This is a genomic window from Kineococcus aridisoli, from assembly GCF_050871885.1.
In the GTDB taxonomy this organism is placed as follows: domain Bacteria; phylum Actinomycetota; class Actinomycetes; order Actinomycetales; family Kineococcaceae; genus Kineococcus.
The window spans coordinates 22,125-33,073 of the sequence record NZ_JBJLSF010000049.1; the positions used below are offsets into that span (position 1 = coordinate 22,125).

At 74.9% G+C, this 10,949-nt stretch carries 9 protein-coding genes; 1 reads left to right on the forward strand and 8 read right to left on the reverse strand.

Annotated features, from left to right (window positions below; translation table 11 throughout):
* Positions 1-90: 90 nt before the first annotated feature.
* From ACRYM2_RS14190 to ACRYM2_RS14225, 8 genes are all read right to left on the reverse strand, one after another.
* The gene (locus tag ACRYM2_RS14190) at positions 91-990 is read right to left on the reverse strand and encodes an ABC transporter permease (RefSeq protein ID WP_432523044.1); all 900 of its coding nucleotides are present in this window, start codon (positions 988-990) and stop codon (positions 91-93) included.
* Positions 987-1,886, reverse strand: coding sequence for an ABC transporter permease (locus ACRYM2_RS14195; RefSeq protein ID WP_432523045.1), 900 nt, complete (start codon positions 1,884-1,886; stop codon positions 987-989). Before ACRYM2_RS14195 ends, ACRYM2_RS14190 begins: the two co-directional genes overlap by 4 nt.
* Entirely contained in the window at positions 1,886-3,067 is a 1,182-nt protein-coding gene (locus ACRYM2_RS14200; protein WP_432523046.1) for a polyamine ABC transporter substrate-binding protein, read from the reverse strand. The genes ACRYM2_RS14195 and ACRYM2_RS14200 overlap by 1 nt, the downstream gene beginning before the upstream one ends.
* A gap of 49 nt (positions 3,068-3,116) precedes the next feature.
* A complete protein-coding gene (locus tag ACRYM2_RS14205) occupies positions 3,117-4,247 on the reverse strand; it encodes an ABC transporter ATP-binding protein (RefSeq protein ID WP_432523047.1) in 1,131 nt (376 codons plus the stop codon).
* Complete coding sequence (locus ACRYM2_RS14210) at positions 4,244-5,944, reverse strand: amidohydrolase (RefSeq protein WP_432523048.1); 1,701 nt, start codon at positions 5,942-5,944, stop codon at positions 4,244-4,246. The genes ACRYM2_RS14205 and ACRYM2_RS14210 overlap by 4 nt, the downstream gene beginning before the upstream one ends.
* Positions 5,945-6,044: 100 nt before the next feature.
* The gene (locus ACRYM2_RS14215) at positions 6,045-7,406 is read right to left on the reverse strand and encodes an NAD(P)/FAD-dependent oxidoreductase (protein ID WP_432523049.1); all 1,362 of its coding nucleotides are present in this window, start codon (positions 7,404-7,406) and stop codon (positions 6,045-6,047) included.
* Entirely contained in the window at positions 7,403-8,800 is a 1,398-nt protein-coding gene (locus ACRYM2_RS14220) for an aspartate aminotransferase family protein (RefSeq protein WP_432523050.1), read from the reverse strand. Before ACRYM2_RS14220 ends, ACRYM2_RS14215 begins: the two co-directional genes overlap by 4 nt.
* A gap of 108 nt (positions 8,801-8,908) precedes the next feature.
* Entirely contained in the window at positions 8,909-9,376 is a 468-nt protein-coding gene (locus ACRYM2_RS14225) for an Lrp/AsnC family transcriptional regulator (protein WP_432523051.1), read from the reverse strand.
* Positions 9,377-9,501: 125 nt separating this feature from the next.
* Here ACRYM2_RS14225 and ACRYM2_RS14230 point away from each other — a divergent pair, with 125 nt between their 5' ends.
* The gene (locus ACRYM2_RS14230; protein ID WP_432523052.1) at positions 9,502-10,911 is read left to right on the forward strand and encodes an NAD(P)/FAD-dependent oxidoreductase; all 1,410 of its coding nucleotides are present in this window, start codon (positions 9,502-9,504) and stop codon (positions 10,909-10,911) included.
* Positions 10,912-10,949: the final 38 nt, after the last annotated feature.

Below are 10,949 nucleotides of genomic sequence, written 5' to 3' on the forward strand. Positions count from 1 at the left end.
GCCTCCTCGCGGAAGGGCGGTGACGGCCGTCGTCGCGCCCGGTCCTGACGATGGTGCCCGCGAGCGGGACGTTCGACAACGCGGGAGGTGTCAGCCGCCCGCCATCGTGCGGGCGATGTCGGAGGCGGAGTCGCCCGAGCGGCGCAGCACCAGCGCCACGACCCCCAGCGCCACGAGGGTGAGCAGCAGCACGAGCGTGGAGACCGCGGCGATCTCCGGGCGCAGCGCGGCCCGCAGCGCGGAGAACACGTGCACCGGCCACGGGGTCGCCCCGGGCAGCGAGACGAAGCTGGCCACGATCGTGTTGTCCAGGCTCAGCGTGAACGCCATGAGGGTGCCGGCCAGGACACCGGGCGCGGCGAGCGGGAGCGTGATGTCGCGGAAGCGCCGCCAGGGGGTGGCGTAGAGGTCGGCGGCCGCCTCCTCCAGGCGCGCGTCCAGCCCGGCGACCCGCGCCCGCACGATGAAGGTGACCACCGCCGTGGACAGGACCGCGTGCGCCACCACCAGGCGTGCGGTGCCGTCGCCGAACAGCGTCAGCCCGGCCCCGGTGTCCAGCGAGACGAACCAGCCCAGCAGCGAGATCGCGTCGACGATCTCCGGGGTCACCAGCGTCAGCCCCAGCAGCAGCGTCAGCAGCCCGGCCCAGCGGCCGCCGCGGCGGGCCAGGGCCAGGCCCGCCAGCGAGCCGATGAGCGCGGACACCAGCGCCGCCCCGGCCGCGGCCCGCAGGGAGGTGGCGACGGCGCTGCGGATCGCCGGCCGCGACAGCCCCGCCGCGTAGGCGTCGAACCCGAACCCCTGCCAGGAGGTGAGCAGCCGGCCGGTGTTGAAGGAGTGCACGACGATGACGACGATCGGCAGGAACAGGAACACCAGGACGGCCGCGCCCCAGGCGCCGAGCAGGACGTCGGCGCCTGGGCGCCGGCGCCGGCGGCGCGGACGCGGCGGGGCGGGGGCCGCGGTGGGGGCGGGGCGCTCGTCGATCACGGCCGCACCCCCGCCGGCAGCTCGACGCGGCGGGCGCGGCGCACGGCCCGCCGCACGAGGACGGCGGCGAGCGCGGTGAGCAGCACCACCCCGCCGGTGAGCAGCACCAGCAGCACCGCCATCGCCGAGCCCAGCGCCCAGTTCTGCGCGGTCTGGAACTGCCCGGCGACGAGCTGGCCGACCATGTTCCCCCTCGCCCCGCCCAGCACGGCCGCGGTGACGTAGTCGCCCATGAGCGGCACGAACACCAGCAGGCAGCCGGAGGCGATGCCGGGCACCGCCAGCGGCAGGGTGACGTGCACCAGCGTGCGCCAGCGGCCGGCGCCCAGGTCGCGGCTGGCCTCGCGCAGCGAGGAGCTGGTGCGCTCCAGCGCCACGTACAGCGGCAGCAGCATGAGCGGCAGGTAGTTGTAGACGACGCCGAGCTGGACGGCGCCGCGGGTGTAGAGGACGTCCAGCGGCGAGTCCTTGCCCAGCGCCTGCAGCAGCGAGGAGAGGAACCCCTCCGGCGACAGGGCGATCTGCCAGCCCAGGGTGCGCACGAGGAAGTTGGTCCAGAAGGGCACCATGACCAGCGCCAGCAGCAGCCCGCGCCGGCGGGCGGGCACCTTGACGGCCATCCAGTAGGCGAACGGCAGCGCGACGACGAGGCAGACCAGGGTGCCGACCACCCCGATGCGCAGCGTGTTCCAGAACGTCCGCAGGAACGTGCCGTCGAGCGCCTCGGCGTAGCGGCCCAGGGAGAGCACCTCGTTGGAGTGGGTGCCGAACATCCCCGGCTTGTCGCCGAAGCTGTACCAGACGACGAGGGCGACGGGGGCGACGAAGAACCCCAGCAGGAACATCCAGGCCGGCAGGGCCAGGGCGCCGTGCGGTGCGCGCAGCCGGGCGAGCATCAGGCCCCCGCCGCGGCGCGCACGGCGTCGACGACGGCGACGAGCTCCTCGTGCTTGGGGGTGATCCGGCTGGCGGTGAGGCGCTCGACGACCTCGGGGGCGGGGAAGACGAGTTCCGGGTGGTCCAGCCCCGCCGCCGTCGCCTTCGCCTCGATGTCCTTCAGCGCGGTGTTGTAGCCGATGTAGAGGACCTCCTGCACGGAGTTCCCGACGTCCAGGACGTGGTCGATGAACGCGTACGCCGCGTCGGGGTGCTCCGCGCCCGCGGTGATGCACCAGTTGTCCATCCACAGGTTCGCGGTCGGCGTCGGGTAGACGAAGCGCCACTTGTCGGGCTCGTCCGAACCGCCCAGGCCCAGGCGGGCGTCGCCGTTCCAGCACTGCATGAGCGCGAACGAGGACTGGGCGATGGCGCTGCTGCCGGGGTTGGAGTCGAAGCCCTTCAGGTGCGGGGCGAGGTTGGCGACCAGCCACTCGCGGCAGGCGGCGATCTGGGCGTCGTCGGTGGTGTTCGGGTCGATGCCGTTGGCGGCGAACCACGTGCAGGTCACCTCCCAGGGGTCCTCCAGGATCGAGGTGTTCCCGGAGGCCTCCTTGCCGGCGGCGTCGAGGAAGTCGGCCCAGGAGGTGAGCTCGCGGCCGATGACGCTCGTGTCGTAGACGAACCCGGTGGTGCCCCAGTCCTTGGGCACCGACCAGGTGTTCTCCGGGTCCCAGCTCTGCCCGAGGTAGGCCGGGTCGAGGTTGCCGAAGTTCTTCAGCCGCGAGCGGTCCAGCTCGGCGAGCAGGCCGTTCTCGGCCATCTGCGGGATGAAGATCCCGGTGGGCACGACGATGTCGTAGCCGCTGGCACCGCCCGCCGCGACGAGCTTGGCGAGCATCTCCTCGTTGGAGCCGTAGCTGTCGACCTGCAGCTGCGGGCCGTCGGCCTGGAAGGCCTCGAGCACGCCGGGGTCGTCGTAGTCGGCCCAGCTGTAGACGTTGAGCCGGTCCTCGACCTCCCCGTCCGCGGTGCTCGCCGCGTCGGCGTCCGTCCCGCCGCCGCAGGCGGCCAGCGCCCACGCGGACCCGGCCGCCGCGGCGGCGGCCAGGACGCTGCGCCGGGCCGGGTGCGGGCGCCGCAGCCGGGCGGCGGTGGCCCGCGGGAGGAGGACGGACGGCGTGTCGTCGGTGCGCTGCACGGGCTCTCCTGGAGGTGGGGCGGCAGGTCGGGGTTCGGGAGGGGTTCGGTCAGGCGGGGAAGAGGTGGGTGCGCGCGGGCTCGAAGGTGCACCAGACGTCGGCGCCGACGTCGGCGCCGCCGGGACCCTCCTGGCCGCGCGGGGCGCGGGCGAGCAGTTCCAGGCCGGAGGCGGTGACGACCACGCGCTGCACGACGTCCCCCAGGTGGGAGACGCCGGCCAGGCGGCCGGGCACGAGGTTGCCGGGCCCGGCGGGTGCGGCGGGCCCGGCGAGCGCGAGCCGGACGGCCTCGGGGCGCACCGCGGCCAGGGCCTGCGCGCCGGGCGCGGCAGCCGTGCCGCGGGCGGGGGCCCGGGTGGAGGTGAGGACGGCGTCCGCGCAGCGCAGCACGCCGTCGGCGACCACGGTGCCGGGCAGGAAGTTCTGCTTGCCGATGAACCCGGCGACGAAGGCGCTGCCCGGTTCCTCGTAGACCGACTCGGGGGTGCCGAGCTGCTGCACGCGGCCGTCGAGCATGACCGCGATGCGGTCGCTCATCGACAGCGCCTCCTCCTGGTCGTGGGTGACGAAGACGAACGTCGTGCCCAGCGAGCTCTGCAGCAGCTTCAGCTCGACCTGCATCTCCTCGCGCAGCTTGCGGTCCAGGGCCGACAGCGGCTCGTCCAGCAGCAGCACCTGCGGGCGGTTGACCAGGGCGCGGGCCAGCGCCACCCGCTGCTGCTGACCGCCGGAGAGCGCGGCGGGGGCGCGCTGGGCGAAGGCGCTCATGCGCACCATCTCCAGCGCCTCGCCCACCCGGTGGCGGACCTCCTCCCTGGGCGTGCGGCGCCGGCGCAGGCCGTAGGCGACGTTCTCGGCGACGCTCATGTGCGGGAAGAGCGCGTAGGCCTGGAAGACGGTGTTCACCGGCCGCCGGTGCGCGGGCAGCCCGAGCACCGACGACCCGGCGATGGCGATGTCACCCTCGTCGGGGTCCTCGAAACCGGCGAGCATCCGCAGCAGGGTCGTCTTCCCGCAGCCCGAGGGGCCCAGCAGCGAGAGGAACTCGCCGGACTCGACGGCGAGGTCGACACCGGCGACGGCCGTCGCGGTGCCGAACCGCTTGACCAGGCCGGTGAGGGTGACCGATCCGCCACCGGCGCCGGTGAGCGAGGCGGTGGCCGGGGCGAGGACGCTCACGCGGCACCCCCGGCGGCGGCGAGGGAACCCGCGCGCTCGTGGACGAGGGCGCCGCCCACGAACGTGAGGTCGGTGCCGACCTCGTGCAGGTCGGCGGCCTCGAGCGCGAACGGGTCGGCGCCGGCGACGGTGAGGTCGGCGACCGCACCGACGCGGACGGCACCGCCGTCGGCGTGGCGGTCGATCCAGGCCGACCCCGCCGTGTACGCGGCGAGCGCCTGCGTCAGCGTGATCGCCTGCTCGGGCAGGAACGGCTCGGCCACCTCGCCCGGCGGGGTCCGGTTCACCGCGACGTGGACCGCCTGCCACGGGTCCGGGCTGGAGACCGGCCAGTCGGAGCCCATCACCAGCCGCGCCCCCGAGCGCAGCAGCGCGCCGAACGGGTACTGCCAGCCGTTGCGCTCCGGGCCGAGCAGGGGGGTGGTCAGCTCCGCCATCTGCGCGTCGTCGCACGCCCACAGCGCCTGCGCGTTGGCCGCGACGCCGAGCGCCGCGAAGCGCGGCAGGTCGTCGGGGTGGACCACCTGCAGGTGGGCCAGGTGGTGGCGGCCGCCGCGCGAGGCGGGTGAGCGGCGGGCGGCCTCGACGGCGTCCAGGGCGTCGCGCACGGCGCGGTCGCCGATGACGTGGACGTGGACGTCGAACCCGGCGGCGTCCAGGGCGGGGACCGCGGCCAGCAGCAGGTCGCGGTCCAGGTGCGAGAGCCCCGTCTGCCCGGTGCCGCAGCCGCAGCCGTCGAGGTAGGGGGTGAGCATGGAGGCCGTGCGGTTCTCCGCGACGCCGTCGAGCATGATCTTCACGCTGGTGGTGCGGAACCGGTCGGAACCCAGTGCGGCGCAGCGCTCGCGGACGGCCTCGCGGTGGGCGGCGAACCCCGCGACGAGGTCGTCGACGTCGGCGACCTCGTGACCGCGCGGCCACCACAGCGCCCCCACGACGCGGGCGGTCAGCGTGCCGTCCGCGACGGCGTCGAGGTAGACGGGGGTGGTGTCCTCGTGACCGGCGTACTCGCCGACGATGGCGTCCTGCCAGCCGGTGACGCCGACGGAGTGCAGGTGGCGCTGGGCCTCGGCGAGCCCGGCGGCCAGCTCCGCGCGGCTCACCGCCGGCAGGTGGCGGCTGACGAGGTCCATCGCCCCCTCGTGCAGGGTTCCCGTCGGGCTGCCGTCGGCGTCGCGCTCGATGCGGCCGTCGGCGGGGTCGGGCGTGCTCGCGTCGACGCCCGCGACCTCCAGGGCCCGCGAGTTCACCCACGCGCCGTGGTGGTCGCGGTTGAGCAGGAACACCGGGCGGTCGCCGACCACGCGGTCCAGGTCCTCGCGCCGGGGCGTGCCGCCGGGGAAGTCGGCCATCGCCCAGCCGCCGCCGCTGATCCACTCCCCCGCGTGCCCGGCCGCGAACTCCGCCACCCGCGCCAGCGCGGCCGGCGCCCCGTGCGCGCCGCTGAGGTCGCAGCCCAGGCGTTCCAGCCCGCCCATGACGGGGTGGACGTGCGCGTCGGTGAACCCCGGCAGCAGCAGCCGCCCGCGCAGGTCGACGACGTGCGCCGCGGGACCGGCCGCGGCGCGGACCTCCGCGTCGGTGCCCACCGCGCTGATGCGGCCGCCGGTGACCGCGACGGCCGTCGCGGTGGGGTGCACGCCGACGCCGGTGAAGACCCGCCCCGAGTGCAGGACGAGATCGGTGCTGTCCGCCATGCCTCGGAACGTACAAGTGCGAACTGCGTCAGACAACGGATTCCATGTTGCGATCGTGTTTCCACGACCGATCCCGCAGGAACCTGCCCCCCTTCGACGGTCAGTGGGCGGTGAGGCGGGCGAGGGCGGCCGACAGCGGGGTGGGGCGGCCGAGGCGCTGTTCGGCGGCGTCGGCGGAGCGGGCCAGCAGGAGCCCGGCGTTGACGCCCAGCCAGCGCAGCGGCTCCGGTTCCCAGCGCGGGGAGCGGTGCCCGAACCACGGCAGCCGCAGCAGCCCGGAGCCGGTGCCGGTCACGGCGTCGGCGAGCGTGCGGCCCGCCAGGTTGGTCGTCGAGACGCCGTCGCCGACGTACCCGCCGGCGCCGCCGAGCCCGGTGGCCGGGTCGTACCGGACGGCGGCGTGCCAGTCGCGGGCGATGCCCAGCGGACCGCCCCAGGCGTGGGTGAACCGGGCGCCGGCGACGCCGGGGAACATGTCCGCCAGCGTCGCGCGCAGCCTGGCGAACACGCGGTCGTCGGTGTCGAACTCCGGGCGCACGCCGGAGCCGAAGTGGTAGGGCGCGCCGCGACCGCCGAAGACGAGCCGGTCGTCGGCCGTGCGCTGGCCGTAGACGACGACGTGCCGGTGGTCGGAGAACGTCTCCCCGCCCGCCAGGCCGGCGCGTTCCCAGAACGACGCCGGCAGGGGTTCGGTGGCGACCACCAGCGAGTACACCGGCACGACCTCGCGGGCGGACCCCGGCAGGGCGGGCGTCCAGGCCTCGGTGGCCCGCAGCACGTGCCGGGCCCGGACCGTGCCGCGGTCGGTGCGCACGGTGCCCGGCGCCAGGGAGAGCGCGCGGGTGCCCTCGGCGATGCGCGCCCCGGCGCGCTCGGCGGCGGCGGCCAGGCCCCGGGCCAGCCGCAGCGGGTGCACGCGCGCGCAGTGCGGCGTCCAGCTCGCCCCCACGGCCCCGGACACCCCGACGCGCGCGCGGGTCTGCGCGGCGTCCAGCAGCCGCAGCCCCTCCGGGGAGCCGGCGGCCTCGTCGGCCGCCACCTCGGCGCGGGCGCGGGCCAGCTGCGCGGCGCTGCGGGCGACGACGACGGTGCCGCCCTTGCGCCAGCCGCAGTCGATGCCCTCCGCGGCCACGACCCGGCCGACCTCGTCGACCGTCTCCCGCATCGCCGCGCGCATCGCCCGCGCCGCCGGCAGCCCCGCACCGGCGGCCATGCTCTCCAGGCCCTGCGGCAGCAGCGCCGAGCACCAGCCGCCGTTGCGGCCGCTGGCGCCGAAGCCGACGTGCTCGGCCTCCACGACGAGGACGTCCAGGGAGGGGTCGCGCTGCAGCAGGTAGTAGGCGGTCCACAGGCCGGTGTACCCGGCGCCGACGACGCAGACGTCGGCGGTGGTGTCCCCCTGCAGCGGTGGGCGCCGCGGGGCGGGCCCCGCCGTGTCGGCCCACAGCGAGCGCGCCGTCACAGCAGCTTCCCGGCCTCCACGAGCACGGCGCGCAGCCGCTGCTCGATCTCGTCGAAGTCGGCCGGGCCGAGGACCAGCGGCGGTGCGAGCTGGATGACGGGGTCGCCGCGGTCGTCGGCGCGGCAGTACAGACCCGCCTCGAACAGCGCCGGGGAGACGAAGCCGCGCAGCAGGCGCTCGGCCTCGGCGTCGTCGAACGTCTCGCGGGTGGCGCGGTCCTTGACGAGCTCGATGCCGTAGAAGTACCCGGCGCCGCGCACGTCCCCGACGATCGGCAGGTCCAGCAGCCGTTCCAGCGCAGCCCGGAACAGCGGTGCGTTCTCGTGCACGCGGGCGACCAGGCCCTCGCGCTCGAAGATGTCGAGGTTGGCCATCGCGACGGCCGCCGAGACCGGGTGCCCGCCGAAGGTGTAGCCGTGCGCGAAGGAGTCCTGCCCGTGCTTGAACGGCTCGAACAGCCGCTCCGAGGCGATCACCGCGCCCAGCGGGGAGTACCCGCTCGTGATGCCCTTGGCGCAGGTGATGACGTCGGGGACGTAGTCGAAGTCCTTGCAGGCGAACAGCTCGCCGATGCGGCCGAACGCGCAGATCGTCTCGTCGCTCATGAGCAGGACGTCGTGCTCGTCGCAGATCTCGCGCAGCCGCTCGAAGTAGCCCGGCGGCGGCGGGAAGCACCCGCCGGCGTTCTGGACCGGCTCGACGAACACCGCGGCGACGGTGTCCGCGCCCTCGAACTCGATGGCCTCCCCGACGCGGTCCGCCGCCCAGCGCCCGAAGGCCTTGGGGTCCTCGCGCAGGTGCTCGGGCGCGCGGTAGGAGTTGGTGTTCGGCGCGCGGAAGGTGCCGGGCACCAGCGGCTCGAAGTCGGACTTGACGGGGCCGGGGATGCCGGTGATGGACAGCGCCCCGTGCGTGGTGCCGTGGTAGGCGATGGAGCGGCTGACGACCTTGTGCTTGGTGGGCTTGCCGACCCGCTTGAAGTAGGCCTTGGCCAGCTTCCAGGCGGTCTCGACGGCCTCGCTGCCGCTGGTGGTGAAGAACACCCGGTCCAGGTCGCCGGGGGCCTCGTGCGCCAGGCGCTCGGCGAGGTCGACGGCCGCGGGGTGGGCGTACGACCACAGCGGGAAGTACGCCAGCGTCGACGCCTGCGCGGCGGCGGCCTCGGCGAGCTCGGTGCGGCCGTGGCCCACCTGCACGGTGAACAGGCCGGCGAGGGCGTCGATGTACTCCCTGCCGTGCGCGTCCCAGATCCGGGCACCCTCGCCGCGGACGATGAGGGGCACCTCCTCGCCGGCCTGGAACCCCGAGTGGCGGGTGAAGTGCATCCAGAGGTGGTCGCGGGCGGCCGCGGAGCGGTCCGTGCCGCGCGGGGTGGTCGCCGGGGAGCTGGGCATGCCGGGCAGGGTAGTCCGGCCCTCCGGGGACTGACAAGGGAATCCGTCGCCTCGATCGCACGTCGCGACGGATTCGGAAGCGAATGGGCGGGGAACCTCAGGAAGGCGTCAGCGGGTGCCCCAGTTGTAGAGCTGCTTGCGCAGCTTGAGGTAGACGAACGTCTCCGTGCCCACGACCCCCGGGACGGCACGGATCTTGCCGTTGATGAGCTCCAGCAGGTCGTCGTCGTCCTCGCAGACGACCTCGACCATGACGTCGAAGGAGCCGGCCGTCACGACGACGTAGTCGATCTCCGGCAGCTCGGCGAGCCGGTCGGCCACGACGCGGGTGTCCCCCTCGGCGCGGATGCCGATCATCGCCTGGCGCGAGAAGCCGATCTGCAGCGGATCGGTGACGGCGACGATCTGCATGACACCGCTGTCCAGCAACCGCTGCACGCGCTGGCGCACGGCGGCCTCCGACAGCCCCACGGCCTTGCCGATGGCGGCGTAGGACATCCGCCCGTCCTCCTGCAGGACCTCGATGATCCTCTTGGAGACGGCGTCGAGGGAGGTTCCTGCGCTGCGGTTGGTCACACCCGGGAGTCTAGTCGCCGGTGGTGCCCGATCCCGCGGATCACCGCCGTCGCACCCGGCCCGGACGACGGATCGCGCACGCCGGACCCCTTGCCGTCGCCGGATCCGGCCGGTATGAACCGGGGATGCCGTTCCAGTCGGAACCCACCCCCGCCACCCGCGCGGCCCTGCGCGACACCGCGAGCACGCCGTTCTGGCTGGACGACCCCGGACGGCCCGCCCCGCAGCCCCCGCTGACCGCCGACACCCGCGCCGACCTCGTCGTCGTGGGCGGCGGCCTCACCGGGCTCTGGACGGCGCTGCGCGCCAAGGAGCGCGACCCCGGCCGCGACGTGCTGCTGCTGGAGGGGGCCAGCGTCGGGTGGGCCGCCTCCGGGCGCAACGGCGGGTTCGTCGCCGCGAGCCTCACCCACGGGCGCGGCAACGGCGAGCGGCACCTGCCGGCCGAGGTCGACCGCCTCGACGCGCTCGGCCTGGCCAACCTCGACGCCATCGAGAAGTCCGTCGCGCAGCACGGCTGGGACTGCGACTGGGAGCGCACCGGCTCCCTGTCGGTGGCGACCGAGCCGTACCAGGTGGAGCAGCTGCGCGGCCAGGCGGGGTTCCTGGACGCCGACGCCGTCCGCGCGCAGGTCGACTCCCCCACCTACCTGGCCGGGGTGTGGACGCGCGAGGACACCGCGCTGGTGAACCCCGCCCGCCTGGTCTGGGAGCTGCTGCGCACCTGCCGGGAACTCGGTGTCCGCGTCGCCGAGGGCACCGTCGTGCGCGGGCTGAGCTCCGACGCGGAGGCGGTGCACGTGCGCACCGGCTCCGGCTCCGGCTCCGCCACCGTGCACGCCCGGCGCGTGGCGCTGGGCACCAACGTCTTCCCGGCGCTGCTGCGGCGCTACCGGCTGCACACGATCCCGGTCTACGACTACGTGCTCGTCACCGAACCGCTGGACGCCGGGCAGCGCGCGGCGATCGGCTGGCGCAACCGCCAGGGCGTGGACGACCTGGGCAACCAGTTCCACTACTACCGGCAGACCGCCGACGGCCGGATCCTCTTCGGCGGCTACGACGCGGTCTACCACTGGGGGCGTTCGCTGTCGGCCCGCCACGACCAGCGGGCCGAGTCGTTCCAGACGCTGGCCGCGCACTTCCTCCAGACGTTCCCGCAGCTGGAGGGCCTGCGCTTCACCCACGCCTGGGGCGGTGCCATCGACACCTGCACCCGCTTCTTCCCGTTCTTCGGCACCGGCCACCGCGGCCGCGTCGCCCACGTCGCCGGGTACACCGGGCTGGGCGTGGGGATGACCCGCTTCGCCGCCGACGTGCTGCTCGACCTCCTCGCGCGCGAGGAGGCGGGTCCCACCGAGCTCACCGAGCTGGAACTGGTCCGCAGCACCCCGCTGCCGTTCCCGCCCGAGCCGCTGGCCTGGGCCGGGGTCGAGGTGACCACGCGCTCGCTCGTGCACGCCGACCGCCACGAGGGCCACCGCAACCTGTGGCTGCGCACCCTGGACCGGTTCGGGCTGGGTTTCGACTCCTGACCCCGTCCCGCGCGCTCCCCGGCCGGGGAGCGCGCGGG

Bases quoted from the DNA above. Each gene is read 5' to 3' on its own strand.
- ACRYM2_RS14210 (WP_432523048.1), bottom strand. From the start codon at position 5,944: ATGGCGGACAGCACCGATCTCGTCCTGCACTCGGGGCGGGTCTTCACC.
- ACRYM2_RS14220 (WP_432523050.1), bottom strand. From the start codon at position 8,800: ATGCCCAGCTCCCCGGCGACCACCCCGCGCGGCACGGACCGCTCCGCG.
- ACRYM2_RS14195 (WP_432523045.1), bottom strand. From the start codon at position 1,886: ATGCTCGCCCGGCTGCGCGCACCGCACGGCGCCCTGGCCCTGCCGGCC.
- ACRYM2_RS14230 (WP_432523052.1), top strand. From the start codon at position 9,502: ATGCCGTTCCAGTCGGAACCCACCCCCGCCACCCGCGCGGCCCTGCGC.